Genomic DNA, 24,031 nt, shown 5'->3' with positions numbered 1-24,031 from the left:
CAGGCCCTGATCCTTGACCATCTTTACGACTTCCAACTTGTAGCTGTCATCAAACCTTTTGCGTTTTCTGTTCATGAAAAACTCCTCGATAAATCTATTTTCCACTTATCGAGGTGTCCGGGGAAATTAGACCACTGCAGGGCAACGCATGCATTCCATAGGACCGGCTTTAGCCGGGAAGGCGTCAGCTGCCACACTGCAAAAGCGAAGGTGGCTGATCCGGCCCCTTCCCGGCTGAAGCCGGTCCTACTAGGGCAACGCATGCATTCCGTAGGACCGGCTCTAGCCGGGAAGGCGTCAGCTGCCACACTGCAAAAGCGAAGGTGGCTTATCCGGCCCCTTCCCGGCTGAAGCCGGTCCTACCAGGGCAACGCATGCATTCCGTAGGACCGGCTTTAGCCGAAAAGCCGTCAGCTGCCGCACTGCCAAAGCGAAGGTGGCTGATCCGGCCCCTTCCCGGCTGAAGCCGGTCCTACCAGGCCAACGCATGCATTCCGTAGGACCGGCTTTAGCCGGGAAGGCGGCAGTTGCCACGCCGCGAAACCGTGGGTGGCTGATCCGGCCTTTTCCCGGCTAAAGCCGGTCCTACAAAGGAAGGGGTCTTAACAGACGACACTGCAGACTTACTTACGCTCCGGCTGGAAACGCACGACGATGCCTTTGATCTTCTGCTGTTTTTCCAGCGTGTCGCGCAGACGATCCGCCTCGGCACGCTCGATCACCGGGCCCACGAAGACCCGGTTAACGCCGTCGGAGGTGCGGATGTAAGCGTTGTAGCCTTGCGTGCGCAGCGTCTTCTGCAGGTTGTCGGCATTGGCGCGATTGGAAAGGCTTGCCAATTGCACCGCCCAGGTGACCGACAGACCGTTTGCGTCTACCCGGCTGGTATCAGCTGCAGGCGCTACGGGGGCTGGTGTTTGAACGGGCGCAGGCGCCGGTTTCGCTGGCGGGGTTTGAGCGGGCTTCGGCGCAACGGCCACAGGCTTGGCCGGTGCAGGCGCAATCGGCATTGAGGGCGGCTGTTGACTGGTGCGCTGCTGAACGACCTGAGGGGGTTGAGCAGGCTGAGCGGGTTGCGTCAGCTCCTCATCGGTCGGCACCGGTTCCTGCGGCAACGGCTGCTGCTCCGGCACGCTGACAGGCTCGACTTTGATCTGCGACGTGGCCGGTGCCTGGGGAGCGGCAGGCGCATCGACCCGCACGTGGCGAGCTTCGTCCTGACGCGAAAACAGCATCGGCAGGAAAATCACCGCGACGGCGATCAGGACCAACGCCCCGACCATGCGCTGTTTGTACGCTTTATCCAGCAAAGCCATGTGTCACTTCCTCCGTGACGCGCCAGCAAGCCAATCCAGGGCCTCGGCTACGCAGTAAAAAGACCCGAACAGAACAATCTCGTCGTCGGCTGTCGCGTGGGCGCACTGAGCTTCAAGGGCCAGCGCGATACTCGGGTGAGACGTCACCGCAGCGCCAAGGTTCTGCAAGGCCTGCTCGATCTCCTGCGCTGGACGACTGCGTGGCGTGGGCAGCGGCGCGACGGCCCAACCGCTGAACGTTTCGCTCAACTGCGCCAGAACGCCGCCGAGGTCCTTGTCGCTGAGCAGGCCGAACACCGCCAGACGTCTGCCCGCCACCGGCCGCTGACTCAGGCGCTGGGCGAGAAAAGCTGCGGCATGGGGGTTATGACCGACATCCAGCAGAAGGCTCAGGGACTTGCCCTGCCATTCCAGGCGGCGGCGATCCAGACGCCCGGTCACACGCGTCCGGGTGAGCGCGTCGCGAAGGGTCGCCTCCTCCCATGGCAAATCCAGCAGCAGGTAGGCCTGCAAGGCCAGCGCAGCGTTCTGCATCGGCAGGTCGAGCAATGGCAGCGCGTGCAATTCCACTTTGAGGCCGTTTGCATCGGTGCCGGACCAGTCCCAGCCCGTCGCATTGATCTGCAAATCGAAGTCGCGACCGCGCAGCGACAGCGGGCAGTTCAGTGCCCGCGCCTTGTCGAGCAGCGGCTGCGGGGGTTCAGGATCGCCACACAGCGCGGGACGCCCCTGGCGAAAAATCCCGGCCTTTTCGAACGCTACGCTTTCGCGGGTATCGCCGAGCCATTCGGCGTGATCGACACCGATGCTGGTGACCAGCGCCATGTCGGCGTCAATCAGGTTGACCGTATCAAGCCGCCCGCCGAGACCCACTTCCAGCACGACCGCGTCCAGCCCGGCCTGTTCGAACAGCCAGAAGGCCGCCAGCGTGCCCATTTCAAAATAAGTCAGGGAGACGTCGCCCCGGCCGCGCTCGACCACCTCAAACGCCGCGCACAGCTCGGCATCGCTGGCTTCGGCGCCCTGCACCTGGACACGCTCGTTATAGCGCAGCAGATGAGGCGAGCTGTAAACGCCCACCTTCAAGCCCTGGGCTTGCAACAAAGAGGCAATGAATGCGCAGGTCGAGCCTTTGCCATTGGTGCCGGTGACTGTGATCACTCTCGGCGCCGGCCGGGCCAGGCCCATCTGCTTTGCCACCTGCTGCGACCGTTCCAGGCCCATGTCGATGGCGGACGGATGCAGTTGCTCCAGATAGCTGAGCCAGTCGCCCAGAGAGCGTGCGGTCATATGTTCGCCGGAGCAGGCGGAACGACGATCGGCTCAAGCTTCGGCGCCACGAATTTCGGCGTTGGCAAGCCCATCATCTGGGCCAGCACGTTACCCAGGCGCTGACGCAGTTCCTGACGGTGGATGATCATGTCGATGGCGCCGTGGTCGAGCAGGAATTCGCTGCGCTGGAAGCCTTCAGGCAGCTTCTCGCGCACGGTCTGCTCGATAACACGAGGGCCGGCAAAACCGATCAGGGCCTTGGGTTCGGCGACAATGATATCGCCGAGCATCGCCAGGCTGGCCGAGACACCGCCGTAAACCGGGTCGGTCAGCACCGAGATGAACGGCAGGCCTTCTTCCCGAAGACGCGCCAGGACCGCCGAGGTCTTCGCCATTTGCATCAGCGAGATCAGGGCTTCCTGCATGCGCGCACCGCCGGATGCCGCGAAGCAGATCATCGGGCAGCGGTTTTCCAGCGCGTAGTTGGCCGCCTGCACGAAGCGCTCGCCGACGACCGCCCCCATGGAGCCACCCATGAAGGAGAATTCGAATGCACTGCACACCACGGGCATGCCCAGCAGGGTGCCGCTCATGGAAATCAGCGCGTCGTTTTCACCGGTCTGCTTCTGCGCAGCGACCAGGCGGTCCTTGTACTTCTTGCCATCACGGAATTTCAGGCGATCAACCGGCTCCAGATCAACGCCGATCTCCTGACGGCCATCGGCGTCGAGGAAGATATTCAGACGGGCGCGGGCGCCGATGCGCATGTGGTGGTTGCACTTCGGGCAGACGTCCAGGGTCTTTTCCAGCTCGGGGCGATACAGCACCGCTTCACAGGACGGGCACTTGTGCCACAGACCTTCGGGCACCGAGCTCTTCTTGACCTCGGAACGCATGATCGAAGGGATCAGTTTGTCTACCAACCAGTTGCTCATGCTTTCTTTCTCCAGTACCGATGGCTTGAGCGCGATGGCAATCGGTGCCACGCGCATGCCCTAAAACCTAATGTCATGTAAGGCGCCGCGAAAAGTGGTGCAACGATCGGCGCAAGGCCTGACCTGCTGACAACACACTCACGCAACACCACTCTCAACTTCCATCACGAGACGCGACGCGTCTTCGCTCAAACAATTCGGCCACCCGCATCAGCGGATGGCAGGCTAGTGGACGGCGACCGTTGGTCCGCCGTCACATCGACGCCGCGTCGCACTCCGTCAAGCCGTACAAGTGGTGCCGGCGCCGGCCACCCGTTCAGGCACCGTGTACGGCACTCATGAACGCACGGATCTTGTCGTGATCTTTCAAACCTTTGGATTTTTCCACGCCACCGCTCACGTCAACCGCGTAGGGACGTACCTGTGCGATGGCCTGGGAAACGTTGGCCGAGGTCAGGCCACCGGCCAGAATGAGCGGCTTGCTCAGGTGTTTGGGAATCAGCGCCCAGTCGAAGGTTTCACCCGTCCCGCCAGGGATGCCTGCGACATAGGTGTCGAGCAGGATGCCGCAGGCGTTTGCGTAGGAATCACAAATGGCTGCGATGTCGTCACCGGCCTGAACGCGCAGCGCCTTGATGTACGGGCGGTTGTAGCCCTCGCACTGCTCCGGGGTTTCATCGCCATGAAACTGGACAAGGTCGAGGGGAATGACGTCGAGCAGCGCTTTCAAGTCAGCGCGCTCGGCGTTCACGAACAGGCCGACGGTGCTGACGAACGGCGGCAACGCAGCGATGATCGCCTGGGCTTGCTCAATGGTCACGAACCGTGGGCTCTTGGCATAAAACACCAGGCCGATGGCGTCAGCGCCCGCGTCAACGGCGGCCAACGCATCTTCTATGCAGGTAATCCCGCAGATCTTGCTGCGAACGGCGGACATAAGTAGAGACCTCAAGCCTTGCGAAAGTCACGGATGGTAGCAAATGCAGGCTGCTGCGTCAGCCGTCGAGTTCCGTGAAGCCGGTGAGAAAATGCGGGCCGATGTAGCGGTCCGGTAACGGAAACTCGTCGCGGTATTCCACCTGAACCAGATACAGGCCGAAAGGATGGGCCGTCACCCCGCCCGTGCGCCGGACCCGACTCTCGAGCACTTCCTTCGCCCATTCGATGGGCCGCTCCCCTGCCCCGATGGTCATCAGAACGCCGGCGATGTTGCGCACCATGTGGTGCAGAAACGCATTGGCCCGCACGTCGATAACGATCATCTTGCCGTGGCGGGTGACACGCAAATGGTGCAGCTGCTTGACGGGTGACTTGGCCTGGCACTGGCCAGCACGGAATGCGCTGAAATCGTGAGTGCCCACCAGGTACTCGGCGGCCAGTGCCATTTTTTCGGCATCCAGCGGGCGGTGGTTCCAGGTGATTTCCTGGCCCAAGTGAGCCGGGCGGATCTGATCGTTATAGATCACATAGCGGTAGCGTCGGGCGATAGCTTTGAAGCGCGCGTGAAAATGCGCAGGCATGACCTTGGCCCACGTCACGCTGATGTCGTGGGGCAAATTGATATTGGCGCCCATGGTCCAGGCTTTCATGCTGCGCTCGGCGCGGGTGTCGAAGTGCACCACCTGACCGCACGCATGCACGCCTGCATCGGTACGCCCGGCGCACATCAGCGAAACCGGCGAATCAGCCACCTTCGACAGTGCGTTTTCCAGTGTTTCCTGAACGGTCAGCACGCCGGTCAACTGGCGTTGCCAACCGCTGTAACGCGAGCCTTTGTATTCCACGCCCAGGGCGATTCTGGAAAAACCTTCGGCGGCCAGTTCGGCTGCCGCTGTCTCTGCCACGGTGTCTGTCGTTGCCAAGTGCTTAAAGCCTGTCGAGGTGCGCAAGGGCGGCCATTATACGGATCGAAAAAAAAGACGCCATCGCCGGCGGCCAACGGTTCGTCCGGGCGCGAGCGGGAAGCGCAACGGTGCAGCCTGCAAACGAAAACGACCGCCGAAGCGGTCGTTATTCGAAGCAGTCGCGGCGGTCAGGCGAGTCGCGACAACATGTCCCGGGCTTCGGTCTTCTGGCCGTCATCGCCTTCGGCCACGACTTCATCAAGGATGTCGCGAGCGCCGTCGGCGTCGCCCATCTCGATGTAGGCGCGAGCCAGGTCCAGTTTGGTGGCCGCTTCGTCGGTGCCGGAGAGGAAGTCGAATTCCGGTTCGTCGTCTGCCAGCAACGCGTCTTCTTCGGTGAAACGAGGCAATGCATCCGCAGGCGTGTCAAACGGCTTGGCGATCGGAGGCTGTTCGAGGCTCTGGGAGAGACGGTCCAGCTCGGCATTGACGTCGTCGATTTCCGAGGCGAACGCTTGGGAAGCCTGCTCGGTTTCGATCTCGTCGGCGAGGGACAGATCGAAATCGGCGGGCAAATCGATATCGTCTTCTACCGCAGGCCGGGACGCACCCAGCGCGGCGGGCTGCTCGAAGGGCGGCAGATCACGCAGCTCGTCCTCCATCCCCAGCAAGTAATCGTCCTCGGCCTTCAGTGCCGGCTGATCTTCAGCCAGGTCGAGGTCGAAATCGTCCAGATCGGACGGCGCAGCGGCCGCCGAAGTCGCTTGCTGTTCGCGCAGAATGGCGTCGAAATCAAGGTCGTCAGACGTCGAACCGGCAAACGGCGCATCAAGGTCCAGATCATCGGTGGCAGCGTTGTTCTGGGCCACGGCGCTGTTTGGCGCAGCGGCCGGTGATTGGCTGTCCAGATCGTCGAGGCTCAGGTCGAAAGCGTTATCGAACTCTTCGTCCAGCGGAACCTCATTGACCGGTTCCACCACCGGGGCAGGCTGCGCGGCAACATCAGGCTCGTCGTGAAGCAGCTCTTCAACGTACCTGGCGTCCATCTCCGACGCCAACGCCGCTGCCGCTGCCACGCCTGCTGCCGCAGCAGCCGCAGCGGCCATGGATGGATAGCGGGATTTCAGTTCTTCGACTTCAGCGTGGTTCTTTCCCGTGGCGATCAACTGCCTCTCTTGTGCGACAAACCCGGATTGATTGTCCTGCTCGGCATAGACTTCCATCAGCTTGAGGCGCAAATCACTGCGCTGCGGCTCACGCTTGATGGCATCCTCCAGAACGGCAACGGCCTGATTGGTGCGGCCGTAAGCAATGTGGATTTCAGCCTGAACGAGCGCGTCAGCCGGGTGTTCGCGGACCGGCTCGGCGACGGTCGGCGCCGGCGGCGTCTTTGCGTGGGGCGCTGGCGTCTCCAACCCTTCAAAGCTGCTGGCCGGCATGTCCATGTCCGAGGCGAAGTCCGACTCTTCGGACAAGGCGCGGGCCATCTGGCGATGGCGCTCAGCCTCGATCAGCGCGTTGCGGCGGCGAGCCAACAGCAACAGAAGCAGCAGCAACACCAACAACGCGCCACCGCCGATCAGGCCCATGAGCATCGGGCTGGAAAGGATTTTGTCGAGCGCGCTGCGGTGGTCTTCGTCGGCCACCGGCTCCGTTGGCACAATCAGCGCCTGGTCGGGCGTTGCGCTGGTGACAGCCGCCCCGTCAACCGGCAGAGCGTCTTCGGGTGCAATTTCGTTGGGTGCCTTGCCTGCTGCGTCAGGCGCCGCTGCGCCCGGCACCACCTGAGCCTGCATGGCCGGGTTGGCGGCGTTGTTCGGGTTGGTCACGCTGTTGGGGCTGACGGCGGGGTTGGCCGCGGGGTTGGCCGGATCGACCGGCGGCGGAACAGTCGCTCCCGACGCCTGCATCTTCGCCAGTTGATCGTTCTTCAACTGAATGAGGCGCTGCAGCTTGTCGACCTGACTTTGCAGGTCTGTCATGCGGCTTTTCAGCTCGGCATTGTCACGGCGCGTGCTGTCCAGGCTTTCCTGGGTCGTCGCCAGTTGGTTGCTCACGTCAGCATTGTCGCTCGCCGCGCCCTTTGCGCCAGGCTTGGCGGCAGAGACGAGGCTGAGATTGTCCTTGGCATCGATCTGCGACGGCGCAGCGCCTGCGCGGTCGCGACGTGTCGCATCGACCTGACGCGCGCCACTGGGCATGCGCCGGCCTTCGCGCCAGGCACGATTCTGCTCGGCCACTTCGGCCACAGCGCGGGGTTGAGCCAGCGCCGTGGATTCCTGCGGCGACGGCAGACGCAACACCTGGCCTTTCTTCAGGCGGTTGATGTTGCCGGCAATAAACGCGTCGGGGTTCAGCGCCTGAATCGCCAGCATGGTCTGCTGCACAGTGCCGCCATTCTTCACGCGCTCGGCGATTTCCCAGAGCGTGTCGTTATTGGCAGTGGTGTATTGAGTGAACTTGGGTTCCGGGGCCGGTGCTGGAGCCGAAGGCGCAGGTGCCGGTGTCTCGGCGGCTGGCGCCGGAGCAGGTGCAGCGTTTGGCGCCGTCGAAGGCAATTGCGCCGCGGCCGCAGCGGTTTGCGGCGAGAACTTCGGCGGATCAAGCAACAGGCTGTACTCGCGCAGCGCCCGGCCATTGGGCCAGAGCACCTGAACGAGGAACTTCACGTACGGATCGCGGATGGGCTTGGTGGAGGTGATGCGCAACACGCTCTTGCCACCGGGATTGACGACCGGGGTAAAGGTGAGGTCATCCAGAATCGCCACCCGGCCAACGCCGGCCTGAGCGAACTCCGCCGAGGTGGCCAGACTTGGCACCACCTGCGAAGCGTTGAGATCCTGCACTTCCGTCAGCTCGATTTCGGCCAACAGCGGCTGATTCAGGGTCGACTTCACGGTCAGACCGCCGAGGCCGAGCGCTTGGGCCATTCCCGATGACAGCGCCGAAGCCGCAGCGATTGCTAAAACGAGTTTACGAACCTGAACCATAGCCCATCCCTTGTATGAAATTTCCCCGGCAATCGCGAAGATAATGCCTGCTCGGGTGTAGGGCGTATCGACACGCCGCAGCTAGAATGATTCTTCGAATTGTGGGCAAGTATCTTTTACACAACGTCTTTTATCAACATCTCAGCCACCTGCACAGCGTTCAACGCCGCGCCCTTGCGCACATTGTCCAGCGTGATCCAGAAATTCAGTTCACACCCGTCGTCGACACCCCCACGCAGACGTCCCACATAGACAGCGTCCTGACCCACCGCGTCGCCAACCGGTGTCGGGTAATCGCCCGCCTCTACCAGCTCGATGCCCCCAGCGTTTTCAAGCGCGGCGTTGACGGCCGCGAGGTCGACCGGCTCTGTGGTCTGCACCGACACGCTCAAACTGTCGCCGAAGAACACCGGCACCTGAATGCAGCTCACGCCGACCTTGATTAAAGGCAGCGAGAGCAACTCACGCAACTCGCTGACCAAACGTTTTTCCAGCGGCACATGACCTTCGGCGTCAGGCTTGCCCACTTGGGCGAGCACATTGAACGCCATCTGCCGGTCGAAGACCTTCGGCTCCAGCGGCCGGACATTGAGCAGCTCGGCGGTCTGCCGGGCCAGTTCCGTGACCCCTTCGCGGCCCACGCTCGACACGGCCAGGCACGCCGTGACGGTGATCCGCTCGATGTTCAGCAGCGAGCGCAACGGGGCGAGCACCAGCGCGAGGCCGGCAGCACTGGAACTCGGGCAGGCCACCTGATGCGGTTGGGCCAAATCACCCAGGCGGGCACCGTTGACCTCGGGGACGACGTTCGGCGCCTGCTCAACGGACAAGCCCGCGGACAGGTCGATGACAACACAACCCGCAGCCGTGGCGCGCTGGGCATAACTGCGCGTCACGGCGGCGCCCGCTGCGAAGAAAGCGATCTTCACTTTGTTGAAATCAAAGGCGTCGACTTCGCGCACCCGGACATTCTTGCCCCGGTACGGCACCGAGCTGCCGGCTGACTCGACGCTGGCGAGCAGGTGCAGGTCGCCGACGGGGAAGTCGCGCTCTTCAAGAATCTGGACGATGGTTTCGCCGACAGTACCGGTGGCGCCGATCACGGCGATATCAAAGGACTGACTCATGGAAAAACCTCAGAAAAATCGGGGGGCGGCACTGTAACCGCCCGGTGAAAGCCAGGCAATTGGCCGCAAACGAAATGGGCTAACGGGAAGGAATGGATCAGGGTTCAAGGCCGATGGGGAAGAACTCGCCACCGCTCCACACCCCCAGCCAGCGTTGGCCGTCGATTTCACGCATCACGGCAAGGTCCACCAACTGATAGAAGACGTTGCGGTGAATCAGCGCTTCGAGGTTATTGCGCACATGAAGATAAGGCGCCGGTTCCTGGGTCTGTGGATCGAGGGTGACGCGTATCAGGTGCTCCGGTCCCGCTTCCACTGCGTCTTCGACGTTGGTGGTGAACCGCAGCAACTGCGACTCGCCGCTGCCCTCCACTTCCAGCAGGACGGCGACAAAAGGGGCGTCGTCGACCTTGATCCCGACTTTTTCGACCGGGGTGACGAGAAAGTAATCATCGCTGTCGCGGCGAATGATGGTGGAGAACAGCCGAACCATCGGCTTGCGTCCAATGGGCGTGCCCAGATAAAACCAGGTGCCGTCACGGGCGATGCGCATGTCGATGTCACCGCAGAAATCCGGGTTCCACAGGTGCACCGGCGGCAAGCCCTTGCCGCTCTTGGCAATCTGGGCCAACAGATCGTTGGCTTTGTCCTGCCCACTCATACGCCACTCCTCAGCGTGCTTCGACGCCCAACAAACTGCGAGCGTAAGCCTGCATCGGGGGTCCTAGCAAATCCTCGGGCTTGGTGTCGTACAACGTCAGCAGGCCACCACGGTTATGAATGCGTGCCGAATCGATGAGGTAGCGGGTGTTGGTTTCAATCAGCATCAGCTGTATGACCCCGTTGTCGATGCCGAGACGGTCCACCGCTTCCTGGTCCGACCACTCGTCGAACGTGCCGATGCGGTCATCCGCCTTGGCAAAGCGGGTGTACAGCAGGTAATGCGCGCCGGCAGCCCGGGCCTCGTTCATGGCGTCATCCAGACCTTCCGGCGCGCGGGCGCGGCGGACCATCGGGAAGTACTCGATAAAGCCGTTGAAGGCTTCTTCGGCCACGACATTAGGCCGCGGGTAGGCACCGCCGGGCGGGACGAACGCCCCTTGGGCGATGTAGATGAACGAGTCGGCTTGCACGCGGAAGTTGTTCAACCGGCGGGTTGAGCTGTGATCCAGCAGCCCGGCGTCACTGAGCTCATCGTGAGCGCCTTGAGCCAGATCGCTGACGTGCATGCAGCCACTCAACGCCAGTAGAGCCAGCAATAAAACCAGGCTACGCATTTTTTTCTCCAAAGTCCGGCGACGGAAAACCGGCGAATGGCCGGTTAATGCAGCTTTTGCGCCATGTCTGACCTGAAGAGGGTTCCACGTGCTGAATCGGCTCTGCGCGGCGGCGCCTTATTCAGCCGCCGGGTCGCGTGGGACGTCCGGTTTGGTCTCGTGGGTATGATCGACGTCACGCTTGCGCTTGTTGCCCATGCGCACGCCGATGTCCATCAGGAATTGGAAGAAACCTTCCTGGTCCTCGAGGACGTTGCTCCAGAACGGCGAGTGGTACAGCGCCACTGCGCCGTGCACCAACGCCCAGGCGGCGCAGTAGTGGAAATACGGAGGGACGTCTTCGAGTTTGCCTTCGCTGATCCGACCCTTGATCAGCAGGGTGAGGCGTTCGAAATTCGAGGCGCGGATCTTGTGCAGTTCCTCGACGAGCTCCGGGACCTGATTGCCCTTGACGACCTTTTCCTCGAGCCGGTCGAACAGCCGATAGCGCTGGGGATCGCGCATGCGAAACTCAAAGTAGGCACGGGACAGCGCTTCCTTGTCCTTGTCGACATCCGCCGAATGCAACAGCTCGTTCAGGTCACGCTCGTAGTCGAGCATCAGGCGCAGGTAGATCTCCGCCTTGGATTTGAAATGCTTGTAGATCGTGCCTTTGCCGATACCCACGGCGTCCGCGATCATCTCGACGGTGACGCTGTCTTCGCCCTCTTCGAGGAACAGCTTGAGCGCGGTGTCGAGAATCTCCTGCTCACGGCGGCGAAACTCACGGACTTTACGAGGTTCTTTCTGCATAGGAGGAGACTGTGGGTTCGAAATCGGAGCCGCACATTATGCCTATCCCGCGGCAGAATGCACGGATCATCCGACCTGCATCCGTTTTCTGACGGATTTCCATGCGAAGAGGCAAAACGGAAACGCCAAGAGCCAGGACAGTCTCGTTTTTTGGCGTAAAAGGCCAGGCGGTCAAATTTCCGAGGTGTCCGTGGCTTTGCGGTATCAGCAAGGCTGCCGGTATTCCAAAACTGTTTAACAATCGTACAGCGGCCGGCTGGACGCCTGCCAATTATCGCCAATACTTATATTCGCCAACGCAGCATCTCCCCCAAGTGCCAGCGTTGGTAAAGACACCATGGACGGCGTGTCTTTGTTTACTCCTAATGGTCTTAACCCGGATTCACCCCCCCAGAACCCGGGTTTTTTTTGCCTGCGATTTGGCGATTACCGGATGGCCGCAGCACGCTGACGCGGCTCGGCCCATGTCAGCTTTTCACGTGCGCCAGCGGGAACAGCCGCTTGAAGTTCTCGCTGGTCTGCTCGGCAAAACGCTCATAGGTCTCGCCGCGCAGCATCGCCAGGAATTCGGCGACTTCACGCACGTACTGCGGCAGGTTGGGCTTGCCCCGGTACGGAATGGGCGCAAGGTACGGCGAGTCAGTCTCGACCAGCAACCGGTCGGCAGGCACCTTGCTGGCTACGTCCCGCAGCGCATCGGCATTGCGGAAGGTGACGATGCCGGACAGCGAGATGTAAAAACCAAGGTCAAGCGCAGCCTTGGCCATGTCCCAGTCTTCGGTGAAGCAATGCAGCACGCCGGCTTGAGGCAACGCAGCCTCGCGCAGCAGCGCCAGCGTGTCGGCGCGTGCCCCGCGGGTGTGGACGATGACCGGCTTGCCCGTCACGTTGGCCGCCTGCAGATGAAGCCGAAACGAGGCCTGTTGCACGTCGGCCGCCTCAGGCTCGTAGTGATAATCCAGACCGGTTTCGCCAATGGCCACCACCCGCGGGTGGTTCAGTTCGCCAAGCAACCACTCCAGTGCGGGCGCCTCGCCGGGCTTGAGGTCCAGCGGGTGAATGCCGACCGAACAATCGACGTCTTCATAGCGCTCGGCCAGTGCCTTCACGGCACCGGCATTTTCAGCGCTGACGCCGATGCACAGAAAATGCCCCACGCCCCGCTCCCTCGCCGCTTGCAGGGCGTTGTCGAGGGAGCCGTCGTGGGCGCTGAGGTCGAGGCGGTCAAGGTGGCAATGGGAATCTACAAGCATGGCGGTGGGGGCAACTTACATCGTATGGGTTGGACGGTCGGACTTCAGAGCTCCGGCCAGGTAATTTTCAATCATGTTGCGCGCAGTGTTGTCGCCATCGTTGAATTGCACGCCGACACCGGCGGCGCGGTTTCCCTGGGCGCCCTTGGGCGTGATCCAGGTGACCTTGCCCGCGACCGGAATCTTTTCGGGCTCGTCCATCAGGTTGAGCAACATGAAGACTTCATCGCCCAGCTTGTAGCTTTTGCTGGTGGGGATGAACAAGCCGCCGTTTTTGATAAACGGCATATATGCGGCGTACAGAACGGACTTGTCCTTGATGGTCAGGGACAGGATGCCGTTACGGGGACCCGGACTCAGTGGCACGCTCATCTCGGTTTCCTCAGGCAATGCGTGATGTCACGCAGATGGCCAGTCTAACCCTGTCCGGTCAGGCCTGCCCACTGCACCAATAATGCTTCGAGCAACAAAACCCGGTTCAGGTTCGCTTTTGACATGACCTTCTGGCGCTGCAGCAGCACCCAGTCCTGCATCGCCAGCACGTTGCGCTGTGACGATTTCTGCGCCAGGTACTGCACGACCTTGCGCATGTCGGTCAGGCCAAGGCCCTCTTCATCCTGGGTCAGTTGATAGCGCAGGATCAGGCTCGACCAGTCGCAAAACCAGTCGAACAGCAACAACAGCGGAATGTCTTTCCAGCCTTCGGCCAGCTGGGTCGGCGATTGCTGGCCTTTGAGCAGTTTTTTAACGCCGTCCACCACCAGCGCGCGTTGCTCATGGACGCCCTGGGCTTGCAGCTTGACCGCGACCAGGGGCGAACCGGCCGCGAGGGTCAGCAGGTCGAGGCGTTCCTGTTCGGTGCAGTCGGGCAGTGCGTCGGCCAGCCAGGCGATACTCATGGCGTCACTTGGCAGCGGACACGCCTGTTGCACGCAACGGCTCTTGACCGTGGGCAGCAGCCGACTCGGCTGGTGGCTGACCAGCAACAGAATGGTATTGCCCGAGGGCTCTTCAAGACTTTTCAGCAGCGCGTTGGCGGCGTTGATGTTCATCGACTCGACCGGCTCGATCAGCACCACTTTGCGCCCGCCCATTTGCGCGGTCTGCACCACGAAACTGACCAGGTCGCGCACCTGATCGACCTTGATGGCTTTGTCAGCCTCTTCAGGCTCCAGCACGTAGTTGTCCGGATGACTGCCTGCCGCCAGCAGCGAGCAGGATTTACATTGGCCGCACGCCTCAAGCCCGGCAGGGCGTTGGCACAGCAGCAGGTACATCAAACGCTCGGCCAGCGCACGCTTGCCGATACCGGCCGGGCCGTGCAGCAGATACGCATGGGCATGCTGCGTGCGGCCTGCCAGTTGCTGCCACAGCCCGTGCTGCCAGGGATAAGCCTCAGCCATGCCGGCGAGCCGCCAGCAGCGAGATCAAGTCGGGCACCAGCACATCGAGGGACGCCTGGACGTCGGTCAAGGGGAGTGACGCGTCCACCAGGCGATAACGCTGGGGGGCAGCCGCGGCGCGCGACAGGTACGTGCTGCGCACGGCATCGAAGAACGATCGGCCCTCCTGCTCGAATCGGTCGAGCTGACCGCGCGCGGAAGCACGAGCCAGGCCGATCTCGATAGGCAGATCGAACACCAGGGTCAGGTCCGGACGCAGCGCGCCCTGGACGAAATCTTCCAGCACGGCGATGCGCTCAACGGGCAACCCTCGCCCCCCGCCCTGGTACGCGTAAGTGGCATCGGTGAACCTGTCACACAGCACCACGGCGCCCCGCGCGAGCGCCGGGCGGATCAGGGCGGCAAGGTGCTGCGCGCGGGCGGCGAACATCAGCAGCAGCTCGGTATCGACGAACATCTGCTCGTCGCCGGGCGTCAGCAGCAGCTCGCGAATGCGCTCGGCCAGCGGCGTACCGCCGGGCTCGCGGGTCAGGACGACATCAATGCCCTCACTGCGCAGGCGCTCGGCCAGGTAGTCGCGGTTAGTGCTTTTGCCCGCGCCTTCGGGGCCTTCCAGGGTAATAAACAAACCGGTCACGGGCAGTCCTTGGTCGGATTCATCACGAGTGTGCTCGCGCTTATCAATGGCTGGGATCATTGGCTGGGGTTGACGGTTCTGCAGCGTCTGTTTGCGGTTTCGGCGCCGGCTCGCTGGCTTCAGACGGTTCAGGCCTGGCCTGCGTCGGTTCCGCAGGTGGCTGCTCGAGCGCAGGCGCGGGCGATGTCACAGGCGACCTAGCGGACGCGGGCGGATCGACGGCATCCGCCGGAAGTGCCGGGGCTAAAACCGGCGCCGGGCTCGACCGATAGTCCGCGCGACGCTTGAGTTGAAACGCCTTCACCGCGGCATTGTGTGCGTCCAGATCGGCAGAGAACACATGGCTGCCGTCTCCCCTCGCCACGAAGTACAGGCTGTTGCCGGCGACCGGGTGCATCGCCGCGTGGATCGCCTCGCGCCCAACCATCGAAATCGGCGTTGGCGGCAAGCCGGAGATGACATAGGTGTTGTACGGTGTGGGTTCTTTGAGCAATGCCCGGGTGATCTTGCCGTTGTACCGATCACCGAGGCCGTAGATGACGGTCGGATCGGTCTGCAGCAACATCCCTTGCTGCAAGCGCCGCACGAACACGCCCGCAATCTGGCCGCGCTCCTGAGGTACGCCGGTTTCCTTTTCCACCAGCGACGCCATGATCAGGGCCTGATACGCATCGGTGTAGGGCACGTCGGCGGCGCGCTTCTCCCATTCTTCCTGAAGCACTTCATCGAGGCGATTGTAGGCTTGCTTCAGCAGCTCGACGTCGGTCATGCCGCGCACATAGCGATAGGTGTCCGGGAAAAACCGCCCCTCGGGGAAGACGTCCGGGTGCCCCAGTTTCGCCATCAGCTCGCTGTCGCTGAGTTCGCTGGCCGTCTGCTCAAGCTTGACCTGCCGGGCCAGTGCCGCGCGCACCTGACGGAAGGTCCAGCCCTCCACCAGGGTGACGCTGTATTGCACCACTTCGCCTTTCTGCCAGAGCTCGAGCAGGGATTCGGCGTTCATGCCGGGCGTCATGCGGTATTCGCCACTGTGCAGCGACTGGCCCTGAAGGTTGAAGCGCCAGTACAGCCGCAACAGGAACGCATCCTTGATCACGCCGTTCGCCTGCAACCGATTCAGCACGCCCGTCGGTGAAGAGCCCGATGGCACGTCCAGCAGCGTTTCCTGGGTCAGGTTAAGGGGTTGCTGCAGCGCGCTGTTCTGCTGCCAATAAGCCACGCCCAGCAACAGCCCCGCCAGAACTACACCTGTTTCCAGCAAGACGAGTAATTTTCGGATCACGAATCAGATATCCAGAAGCCCGCGAACAAGGTGTTGGAGTTTACGGGTCAGCGGCCCAACCGGCCAGTTCAGATGCTCAACGCCGCGCACTGGCCAGATGCCGTAGACGCTGTTGCAGACGAACACTTCATCGGCCTTTTGCAGGTCGGCCAAGTGCAAGTCGAGCTCTCGGGCAGGCATGTTTTCGCGCTCGGCCAGCGCCAGAATCTCGGCCCGCATCACGCCCGCCACACCGCAACGGCGCAGGTCGGGCGTCAGCAACATACCGCCCTTGACCATGAACAGGTTGCTGTAGACGGCTTCGACGATGCGCCCGGACATGTCGCGCATCAGGCCGTCGGCGTACTCGACACTCTGCCATTCGCTGCGGGCAATCACCTGTTCGAGGCGATTGAGGTGCTTGAGACCCGCCAGCAGCGGCTGCTCGGCCAGACGGGTCTGACAGGCGAACAGTCTGACGCCCTGCTCGGCATGGGCGTTGGGGTAGCTCGGCAATGGGCTTGCCTGCAGAATACGTCGCGGCTGCGCGTCCGGCGCAGGTGCATAGCCACGCACGCCATCGCCACGGGTGACGATGAGCTTCATGACGCCCTCACCCAGTTGAGCGGCAAACGCATGGCATTCGCGCTCGACCAGGGTCAGGTCGAGCTTTAACGCAAGCCGCTGCGCTCCCAACGCGAGACGCTGCAGATGACGCTGGAAGAGCAAGGGTTGTCCGGCCTTGACGAGGACCGTCTCAAAGAGACCGTCGCCGTATGCCAACCCGCGATCCTGGACGGCAAGCGAGTCAGCTTCAAGGCCATCGATCCAGCTCACGATCATTCGGCGTACCGGCGGAAGACCAGCGAGCCGTTAGTACCACCAAAACCGAAGGAGTTGGAAATCACCACGTCGATCGGCATTCTGCGCGGCTCGTGGGGAACGAAGTCCAGGTCGCAGCCTTCGTCCGGCTCATCGAGGTTGATTGTGGGCGGCGCGACCTGATCCTTGATAGCCAGCACGCTGAAAATCGCTTCAATCGCGCCGGCGGCACCTAGCAGGTGGCCCGTCATCGACTTGGTCGAACTCACCGCCAGCTTGTAGGCGTGTTCGCCGAACACCTTCTTGATGGCGCTGACTTCGGCCAGATCGCCTGCAGGCGTCGACGTGCCGTGGGCGTTGATGTACTGAACGTCCTCTGGACGGATTTTCGCGTCGCGCAGGGCATTGGTGATACAGCGCGCTGCGCCGGCGCCATCATCGGGCGGCGACGTCATGTGAAACGCATCGCCGCTCATGCCAAAGCCGATCAGCTCGGCGTAGATGGTCGCGCCCCGTGCCTTGGCGTGCTCGAGCTCTTCGAGCACCATGGCGCCGGCCCCGTTGGACAGTACGAAGCCGTCACGGCCCTTGTCCCACGGACGGCTGGCACGCGCAGGCTCATCGTTGCGGGTGGACAGCGCGCGCGAAGCGCCGAAGCCGCCCATGCCCAGGCCACAGGCCGCCATCTCGGCGCCACCGGCAATCATCACGTCGGCTTCGTCGTACGCGATGTTGCGCGCGGCCATGCCGATACAGTGCGTGCTGGTGGTACAGGCCGTGGCGATCGCGTAGTTGGGGCCCTGTGCGCCGATGTGGATCGACAGGAACCCGGAAATCATATTGATGATCGACCCCGGCACGAAGAACGGGGAGATCTTGCCCGGCCCCTGCTCATGCATCAGGCGGCTGGTGTTCTCGATATTGGTGAGGCCCCCGATCCCCGATCCCATCGCCACACCGACGCGCTCGCGGTTGCTGTCGTTGATCTCGATACCGGAGTTGCGCACGGCCTGAAAGCTGGCAGCCAGCCCGTACTGAATGAACAGGTCGAGTCTGCGGGCCTCTTTGGCCGACAGGTATTCTTCGACATTGAATCCCTTCACCGAACCGCCGAAACGGGTGGTGTATCTGGACAGGTCCGTGTGTTCGATAGGCCCAATGCCACTCTGGCCAGCCAGAATGCCTTGCCAGGTGCTCGGCACATCCGTGCCCAAAGGCGTCAGCATACCCATACCGGTGACCACGACGCGTCTACGCGACACAGGACTCTCCTTTCTTCTATTGATGAAACGCTGCCCTATTCAAAGAAAAAACCGCACGCCAGGGGCAGTGCGGTTTCTCCAGGACAGCAAACTACGATTACAAAATCTTACGCCTGGTGGGCAGTAACGTAATCGATAGCCGCTTGAACAGTGGTGATCTTCTCGGCTTCTTCGTCAGGGATTTCGGTCTCGAATTCCTCTTCCAGAGCCATTACCAGCTCAACGGTATCAAGGGAGTCGGCACCCAGGTCTTCAACGAAAGAAGCACTGTTGGTGACTTCCTCTTCCTTGACGCCAAGTTGTTCGGCAACGATTTTCTTGACGCGCTCTTCGATGGTGCTCATACCGTGTTTTAACTCCTAGTGGACAAATTCGGGCAGCTGGCCGATGGGTAAGTGTATAGAAGAGGTTTTGCGCATTTCAAGCTAAACGCAATTCCCGCTACGCCCAACGCCCCGCTGCCCCTTAAAAGATTTCAGCTTTATAACGGATTTTAGACAGCCCGTATGACATTTTTTCAATACGACCCGTCACATGTACATGCCGCCGTTAACGGGGATTGTAGCCCCGGTAACGTAGCCTGCACCTTCTGAGGCAAGAAAAGCGACAACATGCGCGATCTCTTCTGCCTGCCCCAGTCGACCCAGAGGAATCTGTGCCGTCAGGGAATCACGTTGCGCTTCTGGCAGCTCGCGTGTCATGTCGGTGTCGATAAAGCCCGGCGTCACCGAGTTGACCGTCACTGCGCGCGACCCGACTTCACGTGCCAGGGCACGACTGAAGCCTTCCAGACCCGCCTTGGCGGCTGCGTAGTTTACTTGACCTGCGTTGCCCATGGCACCCACCACCGAACCAATGCTGATGATCCGGCCCCAACGCGCCTTGGTCATCCCGCGCAGGACACCCTTGGACAAGCGGAAAAGACTGCTCAGGTTGGTGTTGATGACGTCATGCCACTCGTCATCCTTCATGCGCATCATCAGGTTGTCACGGGTGATACCGGCGTTGTTGACCAGGATCAACGGCGCGCCGACGCGTTCGGTGATCTGGGCCAGCGCGGCGGCAACGGACTCGTCGCTGCCCACGTCCAGCGCCAGGCCGAAGCCCTCGATGCCGTTTTCCTTGAAATAGGCGGTGATCTTGTCGGCACCGGACTCGGACGTCGCCGTGCCCACAACGGTTGCGCCATTGCGGCCCAGTTCCAGGGCGATGGCCCGGCCAATGCCGCGGCTCGCGCCGGTAACAAGTGCAACTTTACCCTGACTCATGCAGGCGTCTCCTAATCAGGCCAGCGCCGCACGAGCGGCGGCGAAGGCGTCTGGGGTATTGAGGTTGTGAGTGGTCACGCCATCGGCGCAACGCTTGTTCAAGCCGGCGAGCACTTTGCCCGGGCCGCACTCGACCAGTTGCAAAGCGCCCTGGGCCGCGAGCGTCTGAATCGATTCGACCCAGCGCACCGGCTTGTAAAGCTGCTGGAGCAAATCCGATTTCAGCGTATCGAGATCGGAGACCACAGCGGCCGTGACGTTTTGCACCAGCGGAATCTGCGGCACCTGCCAGTCGATGGCTGCGATCGAGTCGGCGAAGCGTTTGGCGGCCGGGCGCATCAGCTCGCAATGCGAGGGCACACTCACCGGCAACGGCAAGGCACGCTTGGCGCCTTTAGCCTTGCAGGCTTCGATGGCGCGCTCAACGGCGGCCTTGGCACCGGCGATCACCACCTGCCCGGGGGAGTTGAAGTTCACGGCACTGACCACGTCGCCCTGCGCGGCTGCGGCGCAGGCGGCAATGACCACCGCATCGTCCAGACCGAGAATCGCTGCCATACCGCCCTGCCCCGCAGGTACAGCCTCCTGCATCAACTGGCCACGGCGCTCAACCAGTTTGACGGCATCGGCGAGCGTCAAGCTGCCGGCCGCGACCAATGCACTGTATTCGCCCAGACTGTGGCCGGCGACGTAGGACGGGCGAACGCCCCCTTCCGCCAGCCACAGACGCCACAGCGCAATCGACGCAGTGAGAATGGCAGGCTGGGTTTTATCGGTTTGATTAAGGCTCTCTTCCGGGCCTTGCTGAGTCAGCGCCCAGAGGTCATAGCCCAGAGCAGCGGACGCTTCTTTGAACGTCTCCAGCACCAGCGGATACTGCGCGCCCAGCTCGGCCAGCATGCCGAGGGACTGCGAGCCTTGGCCCGGAAAGACAAATGCGACGGAAGCAGACATAACAAGCCCCTGATTATTGTCGTCAAATTGAACGTTCGGCGGGCCGAACGCGAGGTAATTCAATGTGTTGCGATGGACAGTTGGATGACCAAGCGGTCACAGGCGTCACATTCTAGCCCAAGACTCGCGTTCAGGCCCTAAAGCAGATCCTCCAGCCGACCGCGCAAGCGCTGTGGCAGGTTCTCCTGAATCTCGATCAACGCTCGCTGGATCGCGCTCTGGAAACCCAGCGCGTCGGCCGAACCATGACTCTTCACCACGATGCCTTGCAAACCGAGAAAGCTGGCGCCGTTGTGCCGCGCCGGTGCCAAATCGGCCTTGAGCCGGCTCAGCAGCGGTCTGGCCAGCCCCCCTACCAGACGGGACCAGACGTTGCGACGAAACAGCCGCTCGATCCGTTCGCTAATCATCAATGCCAGGCCTTCGCTGGATTTGAGCAGCACATTGCCGACGAAGCCGTCGCAAACCACCACATCCGCCTCACCGCGATACAGGCCATCGCCTTCGACGAAGCCGATGTAATTCAGCCCCGGTGCGGCCTGCAGAAGACTGGCGGCCAACTTGACCTGCTGATTGCCCTTGATGTCTTCGGTGCCGACGTTAAGCAGTGCGACTCTGGGCCGCACCACACCCAGCGCCTCGGCGGCCACCGAGCCCATCACGGCGAACTGATAAAGATGCTCGGCCGTGCAATCCACGTTCGCGCCCAGATCCAGCAACTGGCAATAACCGCGTTGTGTTGGCATCGCTGCGACCATGGCCGGGCGGTCGATGCCGGGCAAGGTTTTCAACACGAAGCGGGACAGCGCCATCAAGGCACCGGTATTACCAGCGCTGACACAGGCGTGGGCCTTTCCTTCGGCGAGAAGCCCCAGCGCGACGCGCATCGACGAATCAGGCTTGCCACGCAAGCCCTGGGACGGACGCTCATCCATGGTGATGGTTTCACTGGCATGCACAACGTGCAGGCGTGAGCGATCGACACCGGAGTGGCGTGCAATGAGGGCTTCAAGAAGGGGGGCTTGACCGACGAGGGTCAGGTGTAACGAGGGAGTAGCAAGCAGGCAGGCGATGCTGGCCTGAACAATGTTGCGGGGACCGAAGTCCCCGCCCATTGCGTCGATCGCGATGATCGGAGCGGACAAGAAATTACTCGTCAGCGCCCTTGTCGATCACTTTACGGCCACGGTATACGCCTTCTGGCGATACGTGGTGACGCAGGTGAACTTCACCGGTGGTTTTTTCTACAGACAGAGTGCTAGCCTCGAGAGCGTCGTGCGAACGACGCATGTCACGGGCAGAGCGGGATTTTTTGTTCTGCTGAACAGCCATAATTGATTAACTCCTAAACGTTTGGGTCACGCTTTAACTGCGCCAATACACTGAACGGGTTGGACCGCGTTACCTCGTCCTCGCTCGGTTCGGACTCATTAAGGTCCGCCGGCGGCTGGCATTCTTTCGGATCATGAGTTGGAACGATGGGCAAGGCGAGCAGAAGCTCATCCTCAATCAACGCCAGCAGATCCATGGGCTCTTCGCCGAGTTCCAGCACGTCATAGCCTTTCGGCAACGACTGGGTGTTTGCACCCTCCTTCACCACCGCATAACTGCATTCGCTGTGGATTGGAAAGGTGACCAGCTCAAGACAACGCTGGCAAACCATTTTGACTTCGACGTCAAGTTCACTGTGTATAACCACAGCGCGCTGCTCGTCTCGCTCAAAAACGAATTTCGCCTGCACCGTACCGAGATTGTCAGCAAGCGGGTCGCAGAGTCTCTCCAAATCAGCCAGCAGCATCTCTCCCTGAAGAGTAGTGCCACGATCAGCTAATTTGCGCGGGTCAACGTGAGGTGGAATCGGGTCATTCAACATAGGCGCAGCATTCTAGGGACCACCCTTACGACTGTCAAAGGAAATTCAGGCCTGTTCGCAACCTGAGCCGCTGATTACACTCGACTTTCATGTTTCGGAGCCCTCCATGCTGCCTCTACTCCTTGCTTCCAGCTCACCCTACCGCCGCGAGCTACTCAATCGCCTGCGCTTGCCGTTCGTCTGCGCGTCACCCGACATCGATGAAAGCCGGCAGCCGAACGAGTCAGCCATCGACCTTGTGACACGCCTGGCGCGCGAGAAAGCCATGGCTCTGGCAGAACAATTCCCCGACCACCTGATCATCGGGTCAGACCAGATGGCAGTGCTTGGCGAACAGATCCTCGGCAAACCCCACACCTTCGAGCGCGCCTTTGAACAACTCAAGGCAAGCAGCGGCAACAGCGTGAGCTTCCTCACCGGCCTTGCCCTTTTCAACAGCCGTACCGGCCAGTGCCAGGTTGACTGCGTGCCGTTCACCGTGCACCTGCGCGCACTGGACGATGCCCGCATCACCCGCTACCTCCACGCCGAGCAACCTTACGACTGCGCCGGCAGCTTCAAGGCCGAAGGGCTGGGTGTCAGCTTGTTCCGCAGCACCGAAGGCCCGGACGCGACCAGCCTGATCGGCCTTCCTTTAATACGCCTGGTGGACATGTTGATGAGCGAAGGCGTCGAGCTGCCCTGATCTGACACGAAAAACCCGACCAATGGCCGGGCTTTGCGATACAGGCCTGATGCTGAGCGAATCAACGCATGGACGGCCCTTTGAAACCTGCCCACATTGCAATCTGCTCGGCGACACTGGCACCCATCTTCTTCGAGAAGCGATCGAACGCGGAATCTTGCACCGTGTAATCGACCATATCCTTTTCGCCGATGATGTCCCGCGCCACGTAGCTGGCACTGCCAAGCCCATCAACCAGACCCAGCCCCACGGCCTGCTCTCCCGTCCAGACCAGCCCGGAAAACAGCTCCGGATGGTCCTTGTCCTTGAGGCGGTCGCCGCGGCCCGCTTTCACGCTGGCGATGAACTGCTTGTGAGTGGTGTCCAGAACACCCTGCCAAAAGGCCGTCTCGTCCGGCTTTGGCGGCTGGAACGGGTCAAGGAACGCCTTGTGCTCGCCGGACGTATAGGTACGACGGTCAACACCCAGCTTCTCCATGGTGCCGACGAAACCAAAACCCGCCGCCGTCACCCCGATCGAACCCACCAGACTGGCTTTGTCTGCGTAGATCTGGTCGGCGGCGCTGGCGATGTAGTAGGCGCCGGACGCACCCAGATCAGTGATCACGGCATACACCTTGATGTCCGGCTTCTTGGCGCGCAAGCGACGGATTTCGTCGTAGATGTAACCGGACTGCACCGGACTGCCGCCCGGGCTGTTGATGCGCAGAATCACGCCCTTGGTTTTCTCGTCTTCGAACGCTGCCCGCAAGCTGCCAACAATGTTGTCGGCGCTGGCCTGCTCGGTGTCGGCGATCATGCCCTTCACCTCGATCAGCGCCGTGTGGCTGGTGCTGCGTGAAGCGCCCTTGCCGAAATCCATCAGCGGCGAGAACAGCGCCAGCGCGCCAAACAGATAGAGGAAGGTCAGGGATTTGAAAAAGATCCCCCAGCGCCGTGAGCGACGCTGCTCCTGCACGCTGGCCAGCAGCGTCTTTTCCAGCAGTTTCCAGCTCTTTGCGTCCCCTGCGTCGTCGCGCTCTGGCGAAGACGGGGATTTCCATTCGTCCGACATAAATCA

Annotated in this window: 24 protein-coding genes and 1 pseudogene; 1 reads left to right on the top strand and 24 read right to left on the bottom strand. The window is 61.6% G+C overall.

Going from position 1 to position 24,031, the window contains the following annotated elements:
• Positions 1-623: 623 nt before the first annotated feature.
• The 23 genes and pseudogenes from VF672_RS12310 to VF672_RS12200 form a co-directional block, all read right to left on the bottom strand.
• Positions 624-1,316 (bottom strand): SPOR domain-containing protein, encoded by a 693-nt coding sequence (locus VF672_RS12310; RefSeq protein WP_331104860.1) that lies wholly within the window; start codon positions 1,314-1,316, stop codon positions 624-626.
• Positions 1,300-2,606, bottom strand: a pseudogene (gene folC, locus VF672_RS12305) (bifunctional tetrahydrofolate synthase/dihydrofolate synthase). Before folC ends, VF672_RS12310 begins: the two are co-directional and overlap by 17 nt.
• Positions 2,603-3,523 (bottom strand): acetyl-CoA carboxylase, carboxyltransferase subunit beta, encoded by a 921-nt coding sequence (accD, locus tag VF672_RS12300; protein ID WP_331104864.1) that lies wholly within the window; start codon positions 3,521-3,523, stop codon positions 2,603-2,605. Before accD ends, folC begins: the two are co-directional and overlap by 4 nt.
• Before the next feature lie 316 nt (positions 3,524-3,839).
• Positions 3,840-4,460: a phosphoribosylanthranilate isomerase gene (locus VF672_RS12295; protein ID WP_331104859.1), complete on the bottom strand. Its 621-nt coding sequence runs from the start codon at positions 4,458-4,460 to the stop codon at positions 3,840-3,842.
• A gap of 58 nt (positions 4,461-4,518) precedes the next feature.
• Positions 4,519-5,343, bottom strand: coding sequence for a tRNA pseudouridine(38-40) synthase TruA (gene truA, locus VF672_RS12290; RefSeq protein WP_331104863.1), 825 nt, complete (start codon positions 5,341-5,343; stop codon positions 4,519-4,521).
• 212 nt (positions 5,344-5,555) lie between these two features.
• The gene (locus VF672_RS12285) at positions 5,556-8,357 is read right to left on the bottom strand and encodes a FimV/HubP family polar landmark protein (RefSeq protein WP_331104858.1); all 2,802 of its coding nucleotides are present in this window, start codon (positions 8,355-8,357) and stop codon (positions 5,556-5,558) included.
• A 116-nt stretch (positions 8,358-8,473) separates the two neighbouring features.
• Positions 8,474-9,484, bottom strand: coding sequence for an aspartate-semialdehyde dehydrogenase (locus tag VF672_RS12280; RefSeq protein WP_331104857.1), 1,011 nt, complete (start codon positions 9,482-9,484; stop codon positions 8,474-8,476).
• Positions 9,485-9,581: 97 nt separating this feature from the next.
• A complete protein-coding gene (locus VF672_RS12275) occupies positions 9,582-10,145 on the bottom strand; it encodes a DUF1285 domain-containing protein (protein ID WP_331104856.1) in 564 nt (187 codons plus the stop codon).
• 10 nt (positions 10,146-10,155) lie between these two features.
• The gene (locus VF672_RS12270; protein ID WP_331104855.1) at positions 10,156-10,761 is read right to left on the bottom strand and encodes a DUF4823 domain-containing protein; all 606 of its coding nucleotides are present in this window, start codon (positions 10,759-10,761) and stop codon (positions 10,156-10,158) included.
• Between the two features lie 117 nt (positions 10,762-10,878).
• Complete coding sequence (locus tag VF672_RS12265) at positions 10,879-11,553, bottom strand: TetR/AcrR family transcriptional regulator (RefSeq protein WP_331104854.1); 675 nt, start codon at positions 11,551-11,553, stop codon at positions 10,879-10,881.
• Positions 11,554-12,020: 467 nt separating this feature from the next.
• A complete protein-coding gene (locus tag VF672_RS12260; RefSeq protein WP_331104853.1) occupies positions 12,021-12,806 on the bottom strand; it encodes a TatD family hydrolase in 786 nt (261 codons plus the stop codon).
• A 15-nt stretch (positions 12,807-12,821) separates the two neighbouring features.
• Positions 12,822-13,178, bottom strand: a complete 357-nt coding sequence (locus VF672_RS12255) for a PilZ domain-containing protein (RefSeq protein ID WP_037011754.1) — start codon at positions 13,176-13,178, stop codon at positions 12,822-12,824.
• A 44-nt stretch (positions 13,179-13,222) separates the two neighbouring features.
• Complete coding sequence (locus VF672_RS12250; RefSeq protein WP_331104852.1) at positions 13,223-14,209, bottom strand: DNA polymerase III subunit delta'; 987 nt, start codon at positions 14,207-14,209, stop codon at positions 13,223-13,225.
• Positions 14,202-14,846, bottom strand: coding sequence for a dTMP kinase (tmk, locus tag VF672_RS12245; RefSeq protein ID WP_331104851.1), 645 nt, complete (start codon positions 14,844-14,846; stop codon positions 14,202-14,204). The genes VF672_RS12250 and tmk overlap by 8 nt, the downstream gene beginning before the upstream one ends.
• A 43-nt stretch (positions 14,847-14,889) precedes the next feature.
• Positions 14,890-16,128, bottom strand: coding sequence for an endolytic transglycosylase MltG (gene mltG, locus VF672_RS12240; RefSeq protein ID WP_331104850.1), 1,239 nt, complete (start codon positions 16,126-16,128; stop codon positions 14,890-14,892).
• A gap of 3 nt (positions 16,129-16,131) precedes the next feature.
• On the bottom strand, positions 16,132-16,947 hold the full coding sequence (pabC, locus tag VF672_RS12235) for an aminodeoxychorismate lyase (protein WP_331104862.1): 816 nt from the start codon (positions 16,945-16,947) through the stop codon (positions 16,132-16,134).
• Positions 16,947-18,191 carry a beta-ketoacyl-ACP synthase II gene (gene fabF / locus VF672_RS12230; protein ID WP_331104849.1) on the bottom strand — a complete coding sequence of 415 codons (1,245 nt, stop codon included), beginning with the start codon at positions 18,189-18,191 and terminating at the stop codon, positions 16,947-16,949. Before fabF ends, pabC begins: the two co-directional genes overlap by 1 nt.
• Before the next feature lie 107 nt (positions 18,192-18,298).
• Positions 18,299-18,535: an acyl carrier protein gene (gene acpP, locus VF672_RS12225; protein WP_016973676.1), complete on the bottom strand. Its 237-nt coding sequence runs from the start codon at positions 18,533-18,535 to the stop codon at positions 18,299-18,301.
• Positions 18,536-18,721: 186 nt separating this feature from the next.
• Positions 18,722-19,459 (bottom strand): 3-oxoacyl-ACP reductase FabG, encoded by a 738-nt coding sequence (gene fabG, locus VF672_RS12220; protein ID WP_331104848.1) that lies wholly within the window; start codon positions 19,457-19,459, stop codon positions 18,722-18,724.
• Between the two features lie 15 nt (positions 19,460-19,474).
• Positions 19,475-20,413, bottom strand: a complete 939-nt coding sequence (gene fabD, locus VF672_RS12215; RefSeq protein WP_331104847.1) for an ACP S-malonyltransferase — start codon at positions 20,411-20,413, stop codon at positions 19,475-19,477.
• 137 nt (positions 20,414-20,550) lie between these two features.
• Positions 20,551-21,558, bottom strand: a complete 1,008-nt coding sequence (gene plsX / locus VF672_RS12210; protein ID WP_331104846.1) for a phosphate acyltransferase PlsX — start codon at positions 21,556-21,558, stop codon at positions 20,551-20,553.
• Between the two features lie 4 nt (positions 21,559-21,562).
• A complete protein-coding gene (gene rpmF, locus VF672_RS12205; RefSeq protein WP_003179396.1) occupies positions 21,563-21,745 on the bottom strand; it encodes a 50S ribosomal protein L32 in 183 nt (60 codons plus the stop codon).
• Between the two features lie 13 nt (positions 21,746-21,758).
• Positions 21,759-22,286: a YceD family protein gene (locus VF672_RS12200; protein WP_331104845.1), complete on the bottom strand. Its 528-nt coding sequence runs from the start codon at positions 22,284-22,286 to the stop codon at positions 21,759-21,761.
• A gap of 106 nt (positions 22,287-22,392) precedes the next feature.
• Between VF672_RS12200 and VF672_RS12195 the strand changes: the two genes are divergently transcribed.
• Positions 22,393-22,971 carry a nucleoside triphosphate pyrophosphatase gene (locus VF672_RS12195; protein WP_331104844.1) on the top strand — a complete coding sequence of 193 codons (579 nt, stop codon included), beginning with the start codon at positions 22,393-22,395 and terminating at the stop codon, positions 22,969-22,971.
• 61 nt (positions 22,972-23,032) lie between these two features.
• On the opposite strand, the gene sppA is transcribed toward VF672_RS12195, so the two are convergent.
• Complete coding sequence (gene sppA, locus VF672_RS12190; protein ID WP_331104843.1) at positions 23,033-24,025, bottom strand: signal peptide peptidase SppA; 993 nt, start codon at positions 24,023-24,025, stop codon at positions 23,033-23,035.
• Positions 24,026-24,031 lie beyond the last annotated feature (6 nt).

It is taken from the genome of Pseudomonas sp., assembly GCF_036387035.1.
In the GTDB taxonomy this organism is placed as follows: Bacteria; Pseudomonadota; Gammaproteobacteria; order Pseudomonadales; family Pseudomonadaceae; genus Aquipseudomonas.
The sequence above is the reverse complement of the archived record's forward strand: the minus strand, read 5'-3'. Positions and strand labels throughout refer to the sequence as shown.

Excerpts from the sequence above, each read along its gene's own strand:
- VF672_RS12200 (WP_331104845.1), bottom strand. The coding sequence starts at position 22,286 with ATGTTGAATGACCCGATTCCACCTCACGTTGACCCGCGCAAATTAGCT.
- VF672_RS12310 (WP_331104860.1), bottom strand. The coding sequence starts at position 1,316 with ATGGCTTTGCTGGATAAAGCGTACAAACAGCGCATGGTCGGGGCGTTG.
- rpmF (WP_003179396.1), bottom strand. The coding sequence starts at position 21,745 with ATGGCTGTTCAGCAGAACAAAAAATCCCGCTCTGCCCGTGACATGCGT.
- VF672_RS12285 (WP_331104858.1), bottom strand. The coding sequence starts at position 8,357 with ATGGTTCAGGTTCGTAAACTCGTTTTAGCAATCGCTGCGGCTTCGGCG.
- accD (WP_331104864.1), bottom strand. The coding sequence starts at position 3,523 with ATGAGCAACTGGTTGGTAGACAAACTGATCCCTTCGATCATGCGTTCC.
- fabG (WP_331104848.1), bottom strand. The coding sequence starts at position 19,459 with ATGAGTCAGGGTAAAGTTGCACTTGTTACCGGCGCGAGCCGCGGCATT.
- VF672_RS12295 (WP_331104859.1), bottom strand. The coding sequence starts at position 4,460 with ATGTCCGCCGTTCGCAGCAAGATCTGCGGGATTACCTGCATAGAAGAT.
- VF672_RS12265 (WP_331104854.1), bottom strand. The coding sequence starts at position 11,553 with ATGCAGAAAGAACCTCGTAAAGTCCGTGAGTTTCGCCGCCGTGAGCAG.
- VF672_RS12195 (WP_331104844.1), top strand. The coding sequence starts at position 22,393 with ATGCTGCCTCTACTCCTTGCTTCCAGCTCACCCTACCGCCGCGAGCTA.
- VF672_RS12275 (WP_331104856.1), bottom strand. The coding sequence starts at position 10,145 with ATGAGTGGGCAGGACAAAGCCAACGATCTGTTGGCCCAGATTGCCAAG.
- VF672_RS12280 (WP_331104857.1), bottom strand. The coding sequence starts at position 9,484 with ATGAGTCAGTCCTTTGATATCGCCGTGATCGGCGCCACCGGTACTGTC.
- VF672_RS12250 (WP_331104852.1), bottom strand. The coding sequence starts at position 14,209 with ATGGCTGAGGCTTATCCCTGGCAGCACGGGCTGTGGCAGCAACTGGCA.
- VF672_RS12270 (WP_331104855.1), bottom strand. The coding sequence starts at position 10,761 with ATGCGTAGCCTGGTTTTATTGCTGGCTCTACTGGCGTTGAGTGGCTGC.
- sppA (WP_331104843.1), bottom strand. The coding sequence starts at position 24,025 with ATGTCGGACGAATGGAAATCCCCGTCTTCGCCAGAGCGCGACGACGCA.
- fabD (WP_331104847.1), bottom strand. The coding sequence starts at position 20,413 with ATGTCTGCTTCCGTCGCATTTGTCTTTCCGGGCCAAGGCTCGCAGTCC.
- VF672_RS12255 (WP_037011754.1), bottom strand. The coding sequence starts at position 13,178 with ATGAGCGTGCCACTGAGTCCGGGTCCCCGTAACGGCATCCTGTCCCTG.
- acpP (WP_016973676.1), bottom strand. The coding sequence starts at position 18,535 with ATGAGCACCATCGAAGAGCGCGTCAAGAAAATCGTTGCCGAACAACTT.
- VF672_RS12260 (WP_331104853.1), bottom strand. The coding sequence starts at position 12,806 with ATGCTTGTAGATTCCCATTGCCACCTTGACCGCCTCGACCTCAGCGCC.